This is a genomic window from Microcoleus sp. A003_D6, from assembly GCF_036702825.1.
Taxonomy (GTDB): Bacteria; Cyanobacteriota; Cyanobacteriia; order Cyanobacteriales; family Microcoleaceae; genus Microcoleus.
Map to the genome: position 1 here is coordinate 31,941 of NZ_JAUBWA010000011.1, position 19,095 is coordinate 51,035.

Below are 19,095 nucleotides of genomic sequence, written 5' to 3' on the forward strand. Positions count from 1 at the left end.
ATCGATTCACCTGCTAATTTTTAAAGTGTTTGTCGGTCTATATGTCTCGACAGCCTCAAACTCTGTTTAATTCTACCAATAATTAGCTCGAACATTTTTTTGCGGGACGGATTCTTGCTGCTGGGGGGCATCCCTAACTCGCAACACATCAAGTTCAAGTCAGTTGCACTCATGGCCAACAATTTTTGCCTCACCTCTTCTTCATTACCCTTCTTAGCTTGTAAACGCAGTTCTTCATAAACTTCTAGAACATTTGCAGCCGATAAATTAATAGGTTTATTAACATCAGCACTACTGGAAATATCCGAACTTTTTGACCCCGCAGAAAGCCCTCCCCGCTTGACTTGAGTCTCAAGCCGGGTTAATTTTCTAGAAACGTCCCGCAAGATTTCCTTAAGTTCGCCAATTTCCTCAACTAACCCCCCGCTTTCTTGTTCGGAAGCAGCCGAAATTTCTTTTTTAATCATTTCAGATACTCCTCACACTCGCGCCATAAATTTTCAAATTCTCTAACTAATTCTCGCGGCAGTTCTCCCTCATTAATCGCCCGTTTTAACCCGACGCTTTCGCGAATCGTCGATTCTAAAAATCTAACTTCTATGTTATTGTCTTTTGATATCTCAGCGCAAAGTCTCTTTACTTCTCTCATGTAAAACTGAACTTCATTTGTCAGCAATCCTCCATAGGTTTTAGCTTTATTCATAAACACTGCTATCTTGGGAAACGGATAAGGCTCAATCCGTTTCTGGAGCGAGTTTAAAACTAAACTCAACCCCCTAGAACCAAAATAATCGGGATTGACGGGAATTAATATTAAGTCGCAGCAAGAGAGTACGCTGTAGGTGAGGAGACTGAAGGAAGGCGAACAGTCAAAAAGCATCAAATCGTATTTGGGGAGATTGGCAGAGTTGGCGATTTTGCCGATGAATCTGCGGATGAAGTCTTTAACACTTTTTCCCTCAAATCCATCGATATCCAACCAATACAATTCTTCAACTGAAGGGACAAAATGCAACTGTTCGTCAATCTGATAAATGGTGTCGAAACCAACGGGAAATTTAAAGTTTTGTCCGGCTTTTTTAAAGACTTCTAGAGCGTCGTAAATTGTAAGTCTGTGCTTGAGAGATTGCTCGTACCACTTACCAAACTTGTCATCTAAATGACCTGTATTTTCGTTAAGTCCGATCGCCTCTGTGAGCGACATTTGCGGATCTAAGTCTAACATCAAGACTTCTAAGTCGGTTCCTTGGGATATAATATTTCCCAGACTCCAAGTGACGGTGGTCTTTCCGACACCGCCTTTGAAGTTGATTACGGCTATTGATTTAGGACTCATGGCTGGCTTTGTTTAGGTTTTCCTCAAATATAAATTAAAACATATTGTGTGACTTAGTTCAGCCTGCGATCGTATACTAGGGTCAATTGACATGAAAAAGAAAATGCGATCGAGAAACTAATAATAAAATAAACATGAGATTATGTCAAATTACGGGAAAGTAAATCTTTACGGAGATAGATGCACACATAGATCGGAATGCGTAAGCTGAAATTGCAGAATCAGGAGGCCGGCTATGACGCGAGAAGTTACAGATTCAGAAGGGATTGTTTGGAGTTGTGTAGAGGCATATTCGGGTCTTTCTGACAAGCCGGAGAACCGCGAAAAGGCTCAAGTAAAAGGCTCAGATGATGCTTATTGGGTTGTCTGCACTCCGGCTGGCGGCGCAAAGTCCGTGTGGCTTCAGCAACGCCGGCGATTGGGAAAATTCTTGTTCCGACGAGGGATTGCTCAGTTCGATCGAAACACAGTAGCAGGAAGCTCAATAATGCCTCGCCCGTTACTCTAAAGCCCGTGACAGATGGTGAAAAGCGCGATCGAACTGGGAAAAATCAAATTCGCGATCGCACTTTTCGCGATCGAACAACTGTTTTCGAGTTCCCGATTACTTTTACCCGCGCGATCGTATCCAAAAACAATAGAATATAACCAACACCAACCATCCCGACACATAGCAAAACCCCGGAAGCGCAACATCAATATTGGGTAAAGACTGCGCGTTAACTTCAGTCAATTGATTAATATATGGCTCAACAAAATTCCCATGAGCATCTTCCAATGCTTCGCGTTGTTTGATTCTGTCTTCCTGGGTATTCATAATTCACCTCGTTTTGTGCTTATGAGGTAAATTGTTTTTTTGGGCTTTTACCCAAGCAAGCAAAAACAAAAAATTCTGAAACCCTTGTATAATCGGGGTTAAGCGCTTGGGCAAACCAACTGGTTTGGGCAAACTTGCCCAAGCGACGATGAATTTTACTCAAAAGGTAGCGATGGCACGAAAATACGGGAAAAACGCCACCACAAAAAACAACGTCTTCAAACTGGTTGAAGCGTTACTCGCCCTCGCGGATGGGGAAATTGACGTGCCGGGGGATAAGCTGAAAGCTACCTTCAACGTGGAATGGGTAAAGGAAAATGAGTTGCTGGTATCGGGGAAATTTCAGCAAAAACGCAACAAACAAACCAAAATCGTTGAAGGGATAACTAAAGAAGATTTATGGGCATTGGTGGAATGTTTCGGAAAGGCATTAGAACTCTCTCAACCCAAAGATGAAAAAAATGTCGATAACGCCCAGAGAAGAGGAGAGGCAATCCAAGATGTTCTCGACTGTCTGAAAGACCTAGGTATACTTGTCCTTGAATCTAGTGCAAGAAATCAAGGATTTTGGAAGTTTTCCCTCAAACTGCATCATCAAACTAAGCCTAAAAAAAATTTAGAAGTAATTGAGAAGCAATGGCAGGATAAAATTGGCTCCGTCACAGTCGAGATATCCCATGAAACTCCTAAACCTAAAGAAGAACCTATAAACTGGCAAGAAATCTGCCGCCAAAACCTCGCCCAACAACAGCAACTCACCACCAACCCCTTTACCAACGCCGGCGGGATGACACCGCAACTGGATGGGGTTTATGTTCCCTTAGCCATTGTCGAACGTCAAAAACCAAAACCTCAGCCTGGGAATCAGGAAGAAAAGGAAAAGGAAGTAGAAAAACTCATTCCCCTTACCGAAGAACGCTTTTTTGAGGATGTGTTGCGACAAGGAAAAAGCGATATCAGTCAAGGGCGCAAAATTGCGATTATTGGCGAACCGGGTGCGGGGAAAACCACGCGGTTACAGAAGATTGCGGATTGGATTTTAGAGCAAGAATTGGGGTTGCCGATTTGGATTGATTTAGCTGAATTAGGGGAGCAAGATATCTGTCAGTTTTTGGAAAATGTGTGGCTGCGTCGGTGTCAAGGAGAAGTCACGCGCCGCGATTTAGAAGCGCAAATGAGTCGGGTTTGGTTGTTGCTGGATGGTGTGGATGAAATGACGCACACTCAAGGAATGCAGCAGTTAGCGAAAGATTTATTAAGATCCTGGGTGCAGGCGGCGCGGGTGGTGGTGACTTGTCGGGTGAATGTTTGGGAGGCGGATAAAAATGCTTTTTCGGGGTTTGATGTGTTTCGCAATTTGGAGTTTAATTCGGAACAGGTGAGGGAGTATATTCGCCGTTGGTTTGCAGGGATGGGGGATGCTGCGGCGGGGGAGAGTTTGGAGGCGGAGTTAGTAAAGTCGGAAAATTCCCGTCTCAAGGAGTTGATTCAAAATCCGTTGCGGTTGTGGATGTTGTGTCAAATTTGGCAGACGGGGGGCGGTTTGCCGGAAACGCAGGCGGGGTTATACGCGCAGTTTGTGGATTGGGTGTATCGCTGGAAGGCGGATGAGGAGATTTTAGACCAACGGGAGGGAATTGATGAAGCCTTGGCGCGGTTGGCATTGGCGGCGATGGAACAGAAAGATGAGGTTTCGCGGTTTCGGTTGCGGGAAAGTTGGGTATTGAAGGTTTTGGGAAGTCGCCCGATTTTTCAGGCGGTGATGAAGTTGGGGTGGTTGAATCGGGTGGAACGGTTTCCAGAGGCGATTTGCGTGTTTTATCATGCGACGTTTCAGGAGTATTTTGCAGCGTTGGCGGTGGATGATTGGGATTATTTTTTACCTCGAAATCATGTTAATTTTCCGGTAGCGGGGAAGGAATATCGGATTTTTGAACCGCAGTGGAAGCAGGTGATTTTGTTGTGGTTGGGGCTGGAAGATGTGAATCGGAAACAGAAGGAAGGATTTATTAAGGGGTTGGTTGGGTTTGAGGATGGGTGTGGTGAGTTTTACAAACTAAGTTGCTCTTCTCTGGCTAATTCTCTATTATCTCAGAAACTCAACGATAACAACTTTTTAAAAAATTTATGTGACGGGGACTCGTTGAATGAAGATGATCAGTATATTGTAGATATTCCCTATCACTTAGCTCATGCAGAAATGAGGGAGCAACTTTACGAAATTGTCACTGATGTCGATTTTATATCTTTTTATCAATCATACAAACTGAATAAGGATTGGCTTTGGCTTGATGATTTAACCTTTATCCTTAGCAAAGGACTTTTTTCTTATCGATATTTGTACCTTCTAGAGATATCAATCAAAAATAAATTCCTTATTATGAAATGTTTATTTTTTAGAAAAACTTCTCAACATGATTGTTTGGCAAACGTATCTGTATCAACGATCCGCTTGCAATTAATACATAACGCTAATATATTGTGTTGGATAATATTTTGTTTAAAGGATTTATTTTGTTTATATCAAAACAAAGAAATAAAAAATGCAAATATATTTAGTTTTGATAATGCTTCCGACATAGTTATCCGTCACTGTGCCCAAATCCTCCCCTACCCGGACTTCTACCGCGCATGGCACGGTTTAACCGAAACCCAAACCTCCCCCCTCGTCCAAACCCTGAACCTCCCCCAACTCCTGCAAACCCAACTCACCGAAACCAACCTCGATCAAAGCTCCCAACTCTTCTGCATCGACACCAGCAAATTCATCGACTCCCATAACCCCACCCCCGACATCTACGAACAATTTCTCGACCAAAACTGTCCCGAAAGACCCAACGGCGAACCCGAAACCCTCTCCCAACTCAAATCCTACTGGAATCGACTCCGCCGCGACAGCGACAAACACCCCATCCTCATCTTCTACCAAGACCCCACATCCCCCGCCGCCCAAGGTTGTAGCCCTACTTTCCTCGAAGCCCTCACCCGCTTCGACGGTACAATCTGCCTCATCGCCGACACACCTCACCCACCCCTGCAAACCTTCTCCCCCCATGACCCCGATTTACTTCAGGCTGTCGCAAACTGGGTCAAAAGAGTTCATTTTGAGTCTTAAAGAAACCGGGTTTTTGGCTACTGCTACGAGGCGCAGCGAATAATTCAAGGGAAAAACCCGGTTTCTGGCGAGAAGCAAAGAAACCGGGTTTTTCGCAGTTTCTGGGGGGTTTGACGAGTATTCTCGAAAAAACCCCGTTTCTGGCCACCCGTGAACTGAATTTGGCTAAATTTTCCCTGTTTTGTGATATAATTAAAACCTTAAAAAAATAGCACAGAAAAAAGCTATGTCTGAAATTACTCTAGACGAAACCAAGCTTAAAGAATTACTCAAAGCAGCTATTTTTGAGTTATTAAAAGAACAAAAAGAAGTATTTTCGGAAATTTTAACAGAAGCCCTAGAAGATATAGGAATGGAAAATGCTATCAAAGAAGGCGAAAATACTGAAACAGTCAGTCGCGAGCAAATCTTCAAAATCTTGAAGGCAAAACCATGAATGTTGAGTTTAGAAAAAGCTTTGAAAAGGATTTGCTCAAGATTCTTGATGCCGACTTGTTGGAAAGAATTCAGGAAGCGATCGAAGATGTTGAGAATGCAGAAAAATTAAATGAAGTCAGCAATCTTAAAAAACTAAAGGGCGATGGAGATTACTATCGCATTAGGCTGGGAGATTACCCCATCGGTATTAAAGTTAATGAGGGCGTAGTTTGTTTCGTTAGGATACTGCATAGGAAAGAGATTTATAGATACTTTCCTTAATCATTTAACGTTCGTGAATTGATTTACATTCCCAAAAAAAACCAGGCCCCACCGTCAAAACTTGCTCTGTTGGCATGAACAATTCCCAATAGGGAAGTCCAGAATCATCTTGGAAATCTGGCTGTAAAATTAGTTGGTAATCACCCTCAAAAACTAGAGTGAGACTAATATTATGAGCATCAATCACAAAATTAATCAATTCTTTATTGTTCAATTGCTGCAAAATTTTTTTGACAGCATCTATTTCTACCTCATCTATTTCTGCATCTATATCTACTGGCAAGGAAGAAGTTAAGATTCGATCGCCTTGCTTGAAAACCCAAGGTGTTGCCCTTGCGCCAAATTGCCAACTACCTTTGCATAGATGTGCTAGTTTTGGGTGAGTATAGGCAGACATCTCACCGAAATCTAGCCGTAATTCATCCCCATAACTAAATATAACCTGATGACAAATTTCTCCGATAATTGGTTTAGTAATTACTGAAATAATTTGCTCGATATTTGGCTTCTGATTAGCAGCAGAAGATTCAAAAATAATTCTTCTACTCATTACAAATCCTGTAAATCGACTTCAACTAAATTTTGCCTGTCTTTAACATTTTCAATAGCTTTCAACAGTTTGTTTTTATTGATTTCCGATTTCAAAAGATATTCGGTTTCATCGCATTCTGAGACAATTATTTCAATCTCTTTATCTCCAAAAATCGCTTTGATTTGTTCTAAAAATTTACTATCTAGTTCGCTGGCTTTTAAACGATAAACTGTTGACATCGTTTTTACCTATTTTTGATTGATTTAAAATTATTAATATTGCCTTTAAATACAGTAGTTTGAAGTTGACACTAAGGGCTGGCAAAATTGCCAGCCCTAGACTGATTCTAGCGTTTGACCAACTTCTTAGAAACCTTCCGCAAGCGAATTGATTTAGGAGTTACTTCCACCAATTCATCCTGGCCGATGTACTCCAAAGCGCGTTCCAAACTCATATCGACTGGTGCTTGCAATTGCGCCAATTCTTCACCGCCAGATGCGCGGTGGTTTGTCAACTGCTTCGACTTGCAAATATTCAGCTCCATGTCTTCATCTCGGTTGTTTTCTCCGATAATCATCCCTCTGTAAACCTTGGTTCCGGGGGTAATGAAAAATACGCCGCGGTCTTCAGCATTTTTCAGTGAATAAGTAGTTGCAATTCCTTCTTCAAAGGAAATCAATACTCCGTTGCGACGGGCGACAATTTCTCCGCCGAGGGGGCGATAATCGAGGAAGCTGTGGTTCATAATTCCAGCGCCGCGAGTCAAGCGCATAAACTCGCCTCGGAACCCAATCAAACCGCGAGCGGGGACTGAAAATTCGATTTGGGTGCGACCGGTGCTGCTGACGTGCATATCTTGCATTTCTGCTTTCCGCTGACCGAGGCGTTCGATGCAGCCGCCGACTGCTTCTTCGGGTACGTCTAACACCAAACATTCAAAGGGTTCGCAGGGACGACCGCCGACTTCGCGGAAGATTACTTGCGGTTGAGATACTTGGAATTCGTATCCTTCGCGGCGCATATTTTCGATCAGGATTCCGAGGTGGAGTTCGCCGCGGCCGGATACGAGGAATTTGTCGGGAGATTCGGTTTCTTCGACGCGCAAGGCGACGTTGGTTTGGAGTTCTCGCATTAGCCGATCGCGAATTTGACGCGATGTTACCAAACTACCTTCTTGACCGCAGAACGGCGAATCGTTCACAGAGAAAGTCATCTGCAAAGTCGGTTCATCTACCTTGATTAAAGGTAGCGCTTGCGGGTCGTTGGGGCAGGTAATTGTCTCGCCAATATACGCATCAGCAAAACCAGCAACGGCGACAAGATTACCAGCAGAAGATTCTGGGATATCAATCCGCTTCAGGCCTTCAAAGCCCATCAATTTGGTAATTTTTGATTTGACAATCGCGCCGCTTTCGGTGATTAAGACTGCTTGTTGGCCGATTCTAATTGTGCCGTTGTGGATGCGGCCGATGACGATGCGACCGACGTATTCTGAGTAATCTAAGGTGGTTACTTGCAGTTGTAGTGGCTTGTTGGGGTCGCCTACGGGGGGTGGTACGTGGTCGAGGATTTCTTCAAAGAGGGGCTTCATATCTACCCCTTCGTCTTCGAGGTGTTTTTTGGCGTAACCGCTTAAGCCGGAACCGAAGAGATAGGGAAATTCGCACTGATCGTCGTCAGCACCTAGTTCGAGGAACAGATCCAAAACTTTATCGACGGCTTTGTGGGGGTCGGCTCGCTCGCGATCGATCTTATTGACAAAGACGATCGGGCGCAGTCCTTTTTCTAGGGCTTTTTTGAGCACGAAGCGGGTTTGCGGCATCGGGCCTTCGTTGGCGTCTACGATCAGCAGACAGCCGTCAACCATGCCGAGAACTCGCTCGACTTCTCCGCCGAAGTCCGCGTGTCCGGGGGTATCGACGATGTTGATCAGGGTTTCTCCGTACCTGACGGAGGTATTTTTGGAAAGGATGGTAATGCCACGTTCGCGCTCGATGTCGTTGGAGTCCATGACGCAATCTGGGATTTCTTCCCCTTCGCGGAAGATCCCGGACTGTCTGAGGAGAGCGTCCACAAGGGTGGTTTTGCCGTGATCGACGTGAGCAATGATGGCGACGTTGCGAATGGGAAGACTCATAATGCGTCTGGAACGTTAAACGGATCTAACTAAAGATTTCTTAATAATTGTAGCGCATGAAGTCAAGGGGCGATCGGGCGCGGCTGTAAGATTGGAGTGCTGACCCGCTAAAATTGCAATTATGGAAGCGCAACCCAGAGAGATTAAGCGTTATATCAAACAAAATGGCACAGTTCCATTTGCCGAATGGTTTGGCTCCCTGCGAGATGTTAACGCTAAAATCAGGATTGATAAGAGGCTTGAGCGGGTTAGCAGTGGCAATTTGGGAGACTGTCGCTCAGTTGGCGAAGGAGTTTGCGAACTTAAAATCGACTATGGCCCGGGCTACCGAGTCTACTTTGGACAAGTGGGATCTGCGATCGTGCTTCTGCTGTGCGGTGGGGATAAAAGCACTCAAGACCAAGACATTAGCAAAGCTAAAAAATATTGGAGAGATTATGAAAGACGCCAAAATGCCGGCTAGTGATAGCTATCATCCCTTTAAAATTTCCAATCTCAAAGATCCCACTTATTCTGCTGCTTACCTTTCTCTGATCTTTGGAGAAGAGGAAGAGGGAGATTTGGAATTAAAAGTTATGCTCTCAGCTATGAGAGATATATTTGAGGCTCTGGGCGAACCAAATATGTCGGCTGATGATGCCTCATTGCACCTGAAAAAATTAGATGTTTTGCTGTCGCAGAATGGAAGCGCGACAATTTATGGTTTGGCTAGTTGGCTGAAGGCTTTGGGATTGAAGTTAACAGTTGCGGTTGATGAAGGGGATACAGGGGAAGAGGAAAGTTCTGCTAGTGTTGCTGAGTTAGCAGAAGTTGGTAATGTTTGATGGGGGGCGATCGCCTGTACGATGATCGGTGAGTAAGTGCGATCGACTTTATGGAAGTACAACCCAAGGAAATTCGGCGTTATATTACCCCAGACGGTAGAAATCCTTTTGCAGAGTGGCTTAGTTCCCTGCGGGATTTGAATGCAGTGGTTAAAATTGAGCAAAGGCTTGACCGAGTTCGCTTAGGCAATTTAGGAAACAGCAAGTCTGTTGGGGAAGGAGTTTGCGAATTGAAAATTGACTTTGGGCCTGGGTATCGCGTGTACTTCGGACAATTTGGGTCAACAATAGTGCTAATCCTCTGCGGTGGAGATAAAAGCACTCAACAACAAGATATCCGTAAAGCGTATGAGTATTGGAAAGAATATGAAGAACGGGAAAATGCCAACGAGCGATAGTTATCAGGACTATCTGATTGAAGCCCTCAAGGATAATATACACGCTGCCGCTTATCTAACGGCGCATTTGGAAGACGAAGAGCCTGAACCAGGTTTGCTTGAACTAGCACTTAGCAATGTATTTGAGAGTTTGGGCGAACCAAATATGTCTGCTGAAGATGCTAAGTTGCATGTGGAAAAATTAGATGTTTTGTTCTCGCCAGAAAGAAGTGCGACAATTTATGCTTTGGCTAGTTGGCTGAAGGCTTTGGGATTGAAGTTAACGGTTGCTGTTGATGAAGAGGATAAAGGGGAAGGGGAAGGTTCTGTTGCTGGTACTGAGTTGGCCACAGTTGGTAATGTTTAATTTTAGCCGATCGCTCTGGAGTATCCTACAATACTGTTAGAAGTTATGCCCGATCGCCCGGTATGGCAATGGCTGACATCGGTGCTCTGCTAAAATTGGCGCGGACGTTTGATGTGTCGATCGAAGAATTGTTAGATTTTGTCGAACAGTAACAAATTACACTTAAAATAAACCAGCGCTACCATCGCCAACCAGTTCGACCTCGCAAGGACGATCGACTGTGGGCCCAAGCAACAGATTCGAGAGTGGGCGGATGGGATGGGGCGAAGTCAGGAAGAGATGATATATACTCAGCCGCAATTGTAGCTGTTCGATCGCCCAGAGCGGTCTACAATTTGTAACGTTGAGCCTTATTGAAGTGCAGGAGTGGAGCTGGCTTGGATAACGCTAGTCTGTCAAGAAAACCCCCGCAAGCCTCAGAGCTTGTCGCCGACGAAATTCCAGAAGCAGTGCGAGACCACCCATATCCAGAAGCAGGGCCGAGTCAGTCCAAGAAAAAAGGGCTGATTTGGAAACTGCTAGGGTTGGGCGCATTAGCCTGTGGGGTCAGCATCTGGCTGCACCTCAACTTTAACTTGTTCCCAGCCACCAGTCAGGCCGAGCAAACTCAACAAAACACAGCACCGGTGAGTTCGGCGTCTGGGTCGGTCGCGAGTCCAGCTACCAACCCAAAAGCCACCGCAACCCCAGACAACCTGCTGGGACACTTGCCCTACCAAGAAGCACCAGCCAAAGACTTGGTAGGCGTCACCTCCGACGGTAGCATCAAACTCCGCACCTCAGCAGCAGCAAAATATCAGGAAATGGCCAACGCCGCAGCGGCATCAGGGATCTACTTCGCTCCCATATCCGGCTTTCGCTCTGTTGAAGACCAACAGCACGTATTTTTTGACGTGAAAGCCGAACGCAGGCAAAACGCCAGCAAGCGAGCCGAAGTCAGCGCCCCTCCAGGTTACAGCGAACACCACACCGGTTACGCGATCGACATCGGCGACGGCGGAGCCCCGGATACCAACCTCAGTCCCAGTTTTGAAAATACCCAAGCATTCAAGTGGCTAGAAGCCAACGCCGTCACCTTCAGCTTTGAAATGTCCTTCCCCAAAAACAATCGCCAAGGCGTCAGTTACGAGCCTTGGCACTGGAGGTTTGTGGGCGACAAGCAAAGCCTCGAAACTTTCTACAAAGCTCATTCGATGAAAAAGTAGAAGTCAGTTGACAGTTGACAGTTGACAGTTGACAGTTGACAGTTGACAGTTGACAGTTGACAGTTGTCAGAAGGCAGTTGACAGTTGACAGTTGACAGTTGACAGTTGTCAGTTGTCAGAAGGCAGGCACTACACGGATTAACACGGATACAAGGATAATAGACTTTCCCACTCCCCCACTCCCCCTCTCCCCCTCTCCCCTCTCCCCTCTCCCCTCTCCCCCTCTCCCCCTCTCCCATCTGCTCTATGTCAACAGTCAGGAGATTGCTGATAAAATGCTTTAATTATTTTTGTTTGACAGTAAAATCAAGGAAAAAACTTATGAAAAACCAGGAAAAATCAGTAATTCTGGTTTTTTACTTTTTGCTTAAAAAGTGACAGTACACGTTGTTGGTATAGGTTTAGATGGAGCTGCTGGGCTGAGTTCCTCGGCGCGGCAGGTTGTAGAAATGGCCGCTCTGCTAATAGGGAGCGAGATCCATTTGAGCTATTTCCCGCAGCACTGCGGAGAGCGCTGGGCCCTGAAAGATTTGACCGAAGCAATTCTGGAAATTCGGCGCCATTTGGCGACCCAAGCCGAATTTGAGCCGGATGCGGGGACGGTGGAGCCCCCTGCTGGACCGATCGTCATTTTAGTGGCCGGCGACCCGCTGTTCCACGGCTGGGGAAAATTACTAATTTCCCAACTGCCGCCAGATAAATTGACATTTCACCCCCATGTCAGTTGCGTGCAGTTGGCTTTTAATCGGTTGAGAATCCCTTGGCAAGATGCTCACTGTGTAGGCTCTCAAGGACGCTATTTTGAAGAGCTGACGGCGAAGCTGAAGCTCGGTGTGGAGAAGATTGCGGTGCTGGCGGACGAAGCTCACACTCCGGCTGTACTGGCAAGTTTGGTGAAAGCTCTAGATTTGCCGACGCGCTACGAGTTTTGGGTTTGCGAAAATTTGGGTGCGGCGGACGAACGGGTAAGCAGCAAGTCTTTGGAAGCTTTGCTGGGAGAGTCTTTTGCACCGCTGAGCGTGGTGGTGATGCTGCGGCAGTCGCCGCCTGGGACAGAAGCTTTGGATTTGGCAAAGTTGCCTTTGTTGGGGATTCCTGATGCAGCTTTTATCGGTTGCGGCGATCGCCCGGGCTTGACGGTTGAACGGGAAGTGCGGGTGTTGGTGCTGGCACAATTGGCTCTCGGGCCCGAACAAGTTGTCTGGGATGTGGGTGCTGGTAACGGTTCTGTGTCGATCGAAATTGCTCGTTTATTCCCGCAGTCTGAGGTGTACGCGATCGAACAAACGGTTTCTGGTACTTCTGCGATCGAGTTCAACTGCGGCCGTTTTGGGCTGCAAAATGTGTTCTCGATTTACGGAACCGCCCCGGAAATCTTGCACCGCTTGCGCCCCCCGCACCGGATTTTTATCGGCGGCAGCGGTGGAGGGTTGACTAAAATTTTGGGCGTTTGCGCGCTGCGGCTGCTTCCTGGAGGCTCGATCGTGCTGGCTGTGGAAGCTTTTGAGGATATTGCTACTGTTTTGAGCTGGATCGGCGATCGGGTGCGCCGGGAATCGCACTGGAGTTACCGAATTCTGCAAGTGCAGTTATCTCGTTCTGTGGCTGGGGGGAATTCAACTCGTTTTGATGCGTTGAATCCGGTTTCGATTGTGACGATCGATCGACACTTGAATTAATGTCGGAATTTTAACCAGAAAGAATTGGTTTAAAGCCTTTCCCTGATCGGGATAAATTAAAAGAAGACTATTCATTACTTCAATCCTCTTCCTTCCAGGTAGAGGTCAACTGTCAACTGTCAACTGTCAACTGTCAACTGTCAACTGTCAACGCTGATTTAAGCTGATTAGCGCTGATTAACGCTGATTTGAGTCAGTCCGAGTAAGGTTGCGGTTGCTAGTAGCAATAAAATCCCGGCTGCACCGGCTAGGGGTTTTGCGGCTATTCCTGTAATCCATTCCGGTGCGCGGCCTGTCGGATTAATTGCGCCTTCTGTATCTACGGTAGTTATACCCCAAATCCAAGCTGCGTGAATGCCGATCGCCAATCCTAAACTACCATTGTCGGCGATGCGGGCTAATGTTAAAACCATTCCCATCAGCCACAATCCGGGCAGTTGCGGTAGAGTTTCTTTGGCTGCCCAAATTAGGTGGGCGATCGCGAAAATGAAACTGGCGATCGCTGCTGCGATTAGCAGTGAGTAATCTTGCTGGAGTATTGTTTGCAAGCAGCCGCGAAAGATTAACTCTTCTGTGGCGCTAATCCACAGTCCTAATAACAGAGTCAGCAGACTAGCAGGATTAAGAATTAAAGCCCAAAAATTAATTATTTTTTCGCCTCTTTCGGTGGAATTTTCGCTGTTTTTTAACTCGATCCAGCCTGCGGTTAATTGCAGACCGAATAAAATTACTAAGCTGATTATTCCTAATCCTAATCCCCGCAGTAATGACATCAAAACTGCGGGTTGCCAATCCCAGCCCCAGTTAACAAAAGATGTGTTTTCGATCCAACTTGTCGCCCATAAAATGAAGGGGACAATCACGTAGAGGGAAGCTAGTAAAGGTAATTTTTTGTTTCCCAGGGGTTGGGGTGGATGCCATTTGAGGGCGATCGCCAGCACAATCGCTGCGGGAAGCCACACCACAATCCAAGTTGAGAAAAACAAGATTATTTTGACAATTGCTGGTATTGACTGCGACATTAGTCGCAGGTTAGTTATACTATTCCACATTTAAGGGGTTGCAACTATAATAATGTTGACTGTAATACTGTTGGCTGTTGACTGTTGACTGTTGACTGTTGACTGTAATACTGTTGGCTGTTAACTGTTGGCTGTTGACTGTTAACTAATGACTAATAACTAATGACTACTGACTAATGACTGTTAACTAATGACTAATAACTAATGACTACTGACTAATGACTACCGATCGAGCTTGCGCTGAATTTGCCTCAGAGACTGGTACATTTCGGGCAAGCGGTTGTAAATAGCTGTGGCTTTGAGAAATAGTTTGTGTGGAATTGCTGGAACGCCCGTCACGATCGCACCTGCGGGCACGTCGCTGTGAATTCCGGCTTTAGCAGTGGCGATCGCCCCATCTCCGATTTTGGCTTGATTGGCAATTCCCACTTGACCTGCCAAAATTACATTGTTGCCAATTTTTACCCCGCCGGCCATGCCAACGTGAGCGGCAAAAGCGCAATTTTTTCCTACTTGACAGCCGTGACCTACGTGTACTAAATTGTCGATTTTTGTATTCTGGCCGATGCGGGTTTCTCCGACTGCGGGCCTGTCGATCGTGCTGTTGCAGCCCACCTCAACGCCCTCTTCTAATACCGTGCAGCCAGACTGCTCCATTTTTACCCATCCTGTGGCTGTCGGCACGAACCCAAAACCTTCGGAACCGATCGCCGCACCGCTGTGAATCACGCAATTTGCCCCGATGCGAGTACGTTCGTGAATGACGCAGTTAGCGTGTAAAACAGTGCCTTCGCCTATTTCCGCATCTGGGTAAATTACGGCATTTGGGTGAATGCAAACGTTGCTGCCAATTTTGACTTTTGTTTGAATAACGACGTTGGGGCCTATATAGACATTTTCACCAATTTCTGCTGAGGGGTGAACGACGGCTGAGGGATGAATTTCGGATGCTGGGCGAAACGGTTGATAGAAAAGGGCGATCGTTTCAGCAAACAGCAATCGCGGATCGGCTGCGGCAATCCAAGCAATGTTGCGATCGGTACATTGAGCTTGGAGGCTTTCATCTAAGGGTAAAATTAAAGCCGAAGCATTTGTAGTGGCTGTATGAACGGCAAATTTAGCACCTTCTATGTAACTGATTGTGCCTGATGCAGCTTCATCAACAGGGGCCGCGCCAGTAATTTCTGGATCTGCTGCAACTGACGCTGTGAGGCTGCGACTGGTGGCTAAATTAAGTTTTTGTACTATTTCGCTAAACTTCATCTATAAAAAAAATTTGTTGTTAGCACAGATGGATCATAGTTAAAATTACCAGCTTTGGAGCACGATCTGAGCAGTTGCCATTTAAAAAACAAAAACCCCGATTTCTTGAAGAAGTCGGGGTTGTAGCGATCGATTATTTTTGGCAATTATTTTACAGAAACTGCATCTACGTCAACGGTGCTGCCTTTGGCTTCAGAATAAGGGGCACCGGTGGCTTCGGATGCTGAGGCGGTCTCTGTTTGGCGGGATTTAAAGTAGTCGATCGCCATTTGCGAAACTTCGGAAATCAGCAACACAGCAATTGCCACATCGTCAATTTGTCCGACGACGGGGAGAAAGTCTGGGGCAATGTCGATCGGGCTTACCAGATATGCCAGGGTTCCCAGAATAATCCACCAGCGGTATTTGGGGTTGCGGAGGGTGTCGCGGTACCAGTTGTAAACAGATTGTATAGAAAAGTTCATGCGGTTGTCCTCTCGTTATATTTTCAATCTTGACAAATTTTCGCTCGAAATGCTTGTGGAGATATCCCCCCTAGGGCTGGCAAGAGACTTCTACCTGGGAGTATAGGGAATTGGGGAGGGAGAAGTTGTCAAGCTGTGTCGGAAGGGCGGGGACTCCTGACAACGCCCCTACAGAAACCTGACAGATGAAAGCCGATGAATTCCATCTGCGTTTATCTGCGTTTATCTGCGGTTTAAAAGCATCTTTATCTATTACGTGTATGTAGTGATGAAATCAAGTTACTTAAATTGGGATTTTGTAACCGCAGATGTCAGCAGATAAACACAGATGAACGCAGATGGGATTTATCTGTGTTTATCTGCTGTTTAAACAAATCTTCATCTCTCTCTCTCACGAATCTTGAAATATCCATTTTTGGTCGCCGATCGCAATTTCGCAGCCATTTGGCAGCCAAAAAGGCTCGTTAGCAGCCAGCCTCTGCCCCCCCACAAAAGTGCCGTTGGAACTGCCGCTATCGACAAGCTGATACCGCTGTTTGCCGATTTCGTCGGTGGCGCGGCGGATTTGAGCGTGGTAGCGCGAACTTTGCGGATCTTGTAATACTAAAGTGTTGGTTGGTTCGCGTCCAATTGTAAAAGGATTGGCTGTTAGGGCGATCGCCTCTCCAGAAAGTTTGTAGATTAAATATGCGGTTGTTTTGCGATCGCTGCTTGCGAGTACGGTTGGTGCAAGTTGGGGAGGATTTCTCCCCGGTGGGAGGCTGTTTTGAGCAAGTTGTTGTGTCAGTTGTTGTAAATCTCGATCGAACCCTGCTGTGTCGGAAGCTGGAAGACTTGCAGGAGAATTACCTGAAATTAAGTTTAACTGTTGTACGGGAGATTGAGGAACAATCGGACGGCCTGCTTCGGCAATTCTCATTTGCAGGGCGGCGGCATTTTCTGCTTCTTGTCGGGCACTCATTCCCTCAACTTGGCGAATAACTCCGTTGGTTTCGGGAAAGCTGACATCGCCAATTCGCACGTCTTCTAAGTTAAAACCGAGTGTATAAAAATCTTGGACGCGATCGAGCAAATTTTGGCGCAGCAGCAGCCGTCCTTGGGTGATAAGCTGTTGTAGGGGTATTTGCCCGATCGCTAATCCCATACAATCCTTAACTGCACTTGCTAAAACAGCTATAGGATCGGACAATTCCAAAGCTACTCGTTTCGGATCTATAACTTGATAAATAACTGTCAGAGTGGCATCAATTAAAAACCGATCCTTAGACAAAAAATCTCCGTGCGACTGTACATCCAAATTGCGGAGTTTGGTGTCTACGATGACAATTTGACACTGTTCCAGCAGGGGAAGGGCGAAGCTGAAATGCCGCCCGGATTTCAGGGTACGCACGGCGCGGCCGTTTTTGACCAACAAACCTGTGTAACCCGCCCCGATAAAGTCCATGCTAAAGCCGGCCCAGCGTTCTGGAGTCACGGTTTGAATCAGGGGAGAGGCGTTGTTCATGGGATGCAGTTGAGGGAGGTTCGATTCTATTTTTAGGGTAACAAATTGCTGGGGGCGAGCGATCGGGCGGTGTGCCGATTCCGCAACCTCTATTCTATACTTCTGGATTCCCCGCGATTCAGGCCGGACTGGATCTAGTTTGCATCTAATTGGCATCTAGTTGGTGGTGGGGGCGATCGAAATACTGTCCGCAGGGTGCGTCCGATCCTTCAAACCTGTTGAAATTGAAAGAATTAATGTCTAAGGCATCCTACAATTTGGTTTAACGGTGACTAAAGGTCAGTGATTTATTGGCTATACTTAAGGCATCATGCTAGGAGCGTAAGTCAGATGAATACGATCGCGATCGCCCTTTCTGATGAGCGACTCCTGAAGTTACAAAAACTCGCCAACGACTTGAATGTATCGATAGAAGAATTAGTTTTAATAGGCATCGAAAACTTACTCGCACAGCCAGAAAGTCTTTCACCCTATGAGGAGACTATAGAAGCGTATATTCAGGCTTATCAAACGCTGGGATATGAAATTTGTAATGGCGACCGCGACAAAATAGTAAAATAATCTTAACAATTGAAAAGTAAAACTTAGGTTATGTTAAAGTGCGATCGACAAAACAGTTTTTGCACCATACCGCACGGGAATCAGTGCCATGTCCATTTCCAAACCTGAAAAGCCGTATTTAAAACCGATTAATCCCCCGGATCTTCAAATGCGAGCCATCGCCTACAGTTTAGATACTTTAATTCCAGGGATATACATTTGGCTGGGTGCGCTCAAAATTCGGATTGGGGGTAGCGAGCCCGAAGAAAACTATCCGGGGACTATTCACAGTCCCATTGGCATTGCTTTAGTATTCCCTGGCTACCGCATCTACAGCACTTATCAAGGTAGCTATGACCCTTGATAAGCATAAGCTTGACGGTATCCCTCAAATTACTGTAAAAACTTTGCCATCTACAGAATTTGAGTTACTTCTATTGACAGCAGGCTACGGTAAAATGGGTACGGCTCCGGCTCAGGGAAATCGTATGAAAGTCTGGTGGACTCATTCTACTTTTAGACGCATTGAAGCTATTTATAGTCCTGATGGAATAGTTGCCATTACTGCTTATCACGTTTAGACTTGTAGTTAAACAAACCCAGAAGTTTTTATTGACTCTTGTGATAAGAGAGGGCGATCGCACTTTTGGACTTGAGATGTCCCAGAGGCGATCGCACTTTGAAAAAGCAACAATTGCGCTACACCCAAAACATTAGAAAACTGCTTTGAGGTATTGCGTTACAGGCTTCAAATCGATGTCATCGTTGTCAGTCAGTATTTTAAATAAATGACGCGGGATGCCGGCTGCAATCAAAATTTCCAAATCGCGATCGAGCTTTGAGAAGTCTTCATAGATGCCGACAAACTGGCTTACGCAAGCTAAAGATTCATCTTTCGGGTCATTGACTCCGGTGTATCTGTACTGAATATCAAAACCTGCTTTTTCGCCAATTTCTTCGATATCCCAGTCTACAAGATTAAGCTCGATCGCTTCAACAGCCAGGGCAATATGACCGGGCGGTATAGGGTCAAGAGGCTCGCAGCACCAACCATCAGAATGGTTCCAGACACTTTGACCAACTGATTCTCGAATTTTCATGTATTTTCCCTAACTGAAAGTAGCAGCGAAACCAGGCTTTATAGTTAAATAAGCTTAACATTTGAAAAATAAAAATTCGGTTATGTTTAAAGTGCGATCGACCTAATGGCGTTT

Annotated in this window: 25 protein-coding genes; 15 read left to right on the top strand and 10 right to left on the bottom strand. The window is 45.9% G+C overall.

Going from position 1 to position 19,095, the window contains the following annotated elements; translation table 11 throughout:
* Nucleotides 1–20: 20 nt before the first annotated feature.
* A complete protein-coding gene (locus QUB70_RS05335; RefSeq protein WP_332978806.1) occupies nucleotides 21–467 on the bottom strand; it encodes a hypothetical protein in 447 nt (148 codons plus the stop codon).
* Nucleotides 464–1,336, bottom strand: a complete 873-nt coding sequence (locus QUB70_RS05340) for a ParA family protein (protein WP_332978807.1) — start codon at nucleotides 1,334–1,336, stop codon at nucleotides 464–466. Before QUB70_RS05340 ends, QUB70_RS05335 begins: the two co-directional genes overlap by 4 nt.
* Nucleotides 1,337–1,571: 235 nt before the next feature.
* Here QUB70_RS05340 and QUB70_RS05345 point away from each other — a divergent pair, with 235 nt between their 5' ends.
* The 5 genes from QUB70_RS05345 (at nucleotide 1,572) to QUB70_RS05365 (ending at nucleotide 5,967) form a co-directional block, all read left to right on the top strand.
* On the top strand, nucleotides 1,572–1,844 hold the full coding sequence (locus QUB70_RS05345) for a hypothetical protein (protein ID WP_332978808.1): 273 nt from the start codon (nucleotides 1,572–1,574) through the stop codon (nucleotides 1,842–1,844).
* 5 nt (nucleotides 1,845–1,849) lie between these two features.
* Nucleotides 1,850–1,984, top strand: a complete 135-nt coding sequence (locus QUB70_RS05350) for a hypothetical protein (RefSeq protein ID WP_332978810.1) — start codon at nucleotides 1,850–1,852, stop codon at nucleotides 1,982–1,984.
* Between the two features lie 275 nt (nucleotides 1,985–2,259).
* Nucleotides 2,260–5,268: an NACHT C-terminal alpha/beta 1 domain-containing protein gene (locus QUB70_RS05355; RefSeq protein WP_332978811.1), complete on the top strand. Its 3,009-nt coding sequence runs from the start codon at nucleotides 2,260–2,262 to the stop codon at nucleotides 5,266–5,268.
* A 226-nt stretch (nucleotides 5,269–5,494) separates the two neighbouring features.
* Nucleotides 5,495–5,704 carry a hypothetical protein gene (locus QUB70_RS05360; RefSeq protein ID WP_332978812.1) on the top strand — a complete coding sequence of 70 codons (210 nt, stop codon included), beginning with the start codon at nucleotides 5,495–5,497 and terminating at the stop codon, nucleotides 5,702–5,704.
* Nucleotides 5,701–5,967 carry a type II toxin-antitoxin system RelE family toxin gene (locus tag QUB70_RS05365; RefSeq protein ID WP_332978814.1) on the top strand — a complete coding sequence of 89 codons (267 nt, stop codon included), beginning with the start codon at nucleotides 5,701–5,703 and terminating at the stop codon, nucleotides 5,965–5,967. Before QUB70_RS05360 ends, QUB70_RS05365 begins: the two co-directional genes overlap by 4 nt.
* A gap of 4 nt (nucleotides 5,968–5,971) precedes the next feature.
* Here QUB70_RS05365 and QUB70_RS05370 read toward each other — a convergent pair whose 3' ends face one another.
* The 3 genes from QUB70_RS05370 to typA form a co-directional block, all read right to left on the bottom strand.
* Entirely contained in the window at nucleotides 5,972–6,517 is a 546-nt protein-coding gene (locus tag QUB70_RS05370; RefSeq protein ID WP_332978815.1) for a hypothetical protein, read from the bottom strand.
* A complete protein-coding gene (locus tag QUB70_RS05375) occupies nucleotides 6,517–6,738 on the bottom strand; it encodes a hypothetical protein (RefSeq protein ID WP_190737162.1) in 222 nt (73 codons plus the stop codon). The genes QUB70_RS05370 and QUB70_RS05375 overlap by 1 nt, the downstream gene beginning before the upstream one ends.
* Nucleotides 6,739–6,845: 107 nt before the next feature.
* Nucleotides 6,846–8,636 carry a translational GTPase TypA gene (gene typA, locus QUB70_RS05380; protein WP_332978816.1) on the bottom strand — a complete coding sequence of 597 codons (1,791 nt, stop codon included), beginning with the start codon at nucleotides 8,634–8,636 and terminating at the stop codon, nucleotides 6,846–6,848.
* Nucleotides 8,637–8,757: 121 nt separating this feature from the next.
* Here typA and QUB70_RS05385 point away from each other — a divergent pair, with 121 nt between their 5' ends.
* The 7 genes from QUB70_RS05385 to cbiE all read left to right on the top strand — a co-directional run bounded on the left by QUB70_RS05385 (nucleotide 8,758) and on the right by cbiE (nucleotide 13,088).
* The gene (locus QUB70_RS05385) at nucleotides 8,758–9,099 is read left to right on the top strand and encodes a type II toxin-antitoxin system RelE/ParE family toxin (protein WP_332978817.1); all 342 of its coding nucleotides are present in this window, start codon (nucleotides 8,758–8,760) and stop codon (nucleotides 9,097–9,099) included.
* Complete coding sequence (locus QUB70_RS05390; protein ID WP_332978818.1) at nucleotides 9,074–9,460, top strand: helix-turn-helix domain-containing transcriptional regulator; 387 nt, start codon at nucleotides 9,074–9,076, stop codon at nucleotides 9,458–9,460. The genes QUB70_RS05385 and QUB70_RS05390 overlap by 26 nt, the downstream gene beginning before the upstream one ends.
* A 50-nt stretch (nucleotides 9,461–9,510) precedes the next feature.
* Entirely contained in the window at nucleotides 9,511–9,858 is a 348-nt protein-coding gene (locus QUB70_RS05395; protein WP_332978819.1) for a type II toxin-antitoxin system RelE/ParE family toxin, read from the top strand.
* Nucleotides 9,842–10,204, top strand: a complete 363-nt coding sequence (locus QUB70_RS05400) for a helix-turn-helix domain-containing transcriptional regulator (RefSeq protein ID WP_332978820.1) — start codon at nucleotides 9,842–9,844, stop codon at nucleotides 10,202–10,204. The genes QUB70_RS05395 and QUB70_RS05400 overlap by 17 nt, the downstream gene beginning before the upstream one ends.
* The gene (locus QUB70_RS05405; RefSeq protein ID WP_332978907.1) at nucleotides 10,204–10,356 is read left to right on the top strand and encodes a helix-turn-helix domain-containing protein; all 153 of its coding nucleotides are present in this window, start codon (nucleotides 10,204–10,206) and stop codon (nucleotides 10,354–10,356) included. Before QUB70_RS05400 ends, QUB70_RS05405 begins: the two co-directional genes overlap by 1 nt.
* Nucleotides 10,357–10,581: 225 nt before the next feature.
* Entirely contained in the window at nucleotides 10,582–11,409 is an 828-nt protein-coding gene (locus tag QUB70_RS05410; protein WP_332978822.1) for a M15 family metallopeptidase, read from the top strand.
* A gap of 374 nt (nucleotides 11,410–11,783) precedes the next feature.
* The gene (cbiE, locus tag QUB70_RS05415; RefSeq protein ID WP_332978823.1) at nucleotides 11,784–13,088 is read left to right on the top strand and encodes a precorrin-6y C5,15-methyltransferase (decarboxylating) subunit CbiE; all 1,305 of its coding nucleotides are present in this window, start codon (nucleotides 11,784–11,786) and stop codon (nucleotides 13,086–13,088) included.
* 167 nt (nucleotides 13,089–13,255) lie between these two features.
* On the opposite strand, the gene QUB70_RS05420 is transcribed toward cbiE, so the two are convergent.
* The 4 genes from QUB70_RS05420 to QUB70_RS05435 form a co-directional block, all read right to left on the bottom strand.
* Nucleotides 13,256–14,140 (bottom strand): CPBP family glutamic-type intramembrane protease, encoded by an 885-nt coding sequence (locus tag QUB70_RS05420; protein ID WP_332978824.1) that lies wholly within the window; start codon nucleotides 14,138–14,140, stop codon nucleotides 13,256–13,258.
* 192 nt (nucleotides 14,141–14,332) lie between these two features.
* Nucleotides 14,333–15,373 (bottom strand): UDP-3-O-(3-hydroxymyristoyl)glucosamine N-acyltransferase, encoded by a 1,041-nt coding sequence (lpxD, locus tag QUB70_RS05425; protein ID WP_332978826.1) that lies wholly within the window; start codon nucleotides 15,371–15,373, stop codon nucleotides 14,333–14,335.
* A 146-nt stretch (nucleotides 15,374–15,519) separates the two neighbouring features.
* Entirely contained in the window at nucleotides 15,520–15,837 is a 318-nt protein-coding gene (locus QUB70_RS05430) for a YkvA family protein (protein WP_332978828.1), read from the bottom strand.
* Between the two features lie 391 nt (nucleotides 15,838–16,228).
* Nucleotides 16,229–17,497: an SPFH domain-containing protein gene (locus QUB70_RS05435; protein ID WP_332978829.1), complete on the bottom strand. Its 1,269-nt coding sequence runs from the start codon at nucleotides 17,495–17,497 to the stop codon at nucleotides 16,229–16,231.
* Between the two features lie 126 nt (nucleotides 17,498–17,623).
* Here QUB70_RS05435 and QUB70_RS05440 point away from each other — a divergent pair, with 126 nt between their 5' ends.
* The 3 genes from QUB70_RS05440 (at nucleotide 17,624) to QUB70_RS05450 (ending at nucleotide 18,462) form a co-directional block, all read left to right on the top strand.
* Nucleotides 17,624–17,902: a hypothetical protein gene (locus QUB70_RS05440; protein WP_332978831.1), complete on the top strand. Its 279-nt coding sequence runs from the start codon at nucleotides 17,624–17,626 to the stop codon at nucleotides 17,900–17,902.
* A gap of 88 nt (nucleotides 17,903–17,990) precedes the next feature.
* On the top strand, nucleotides 17,991–18,245 hold the full coding sequence (locus tag QUB70_RS05445) for a hypothetical protein (protein WP_332978832.1): 255 nt from the start codon (nucleotides 17,991–17,993) through the stop codon (nucleotides 18,243–18,245).
* Complete coding sequence (locus tag QUB70_RS05450) at nucleotides 18,235–18,462, top strand: hypothetical protein (RefSeq protein ID WP_332978834.1); 228 nt, start codon at nucleotides 18,235–18,237, stop codon at nucleotides 18,460–18,462. Before QUB70_RS05445 ends, QUB70_RS05450 begins: the two co-directional genes overlap by 11 nt.
* A gap of 132 nt (nucleotides 18,463–18,594) precedes the next feature.
* Here QUB70_RS05450 and QUB70_RS05455 read toward each other — a convergent pair whose 3' ends face one another.
* Complete coding sequence (locus tag QUB70_RS05455) at nucleotides 18,595–18,981, bottom strand: hypothetical protein (RefSeq protein WP_332978836.1); 387 nt, start codon at nucleotides 18,979–18,981, stop codon at nucleotides 18,595–18,597.
* Between the last annotated feature and the right edge of the window lie 114 nt (nucleotides 18,982–19,095).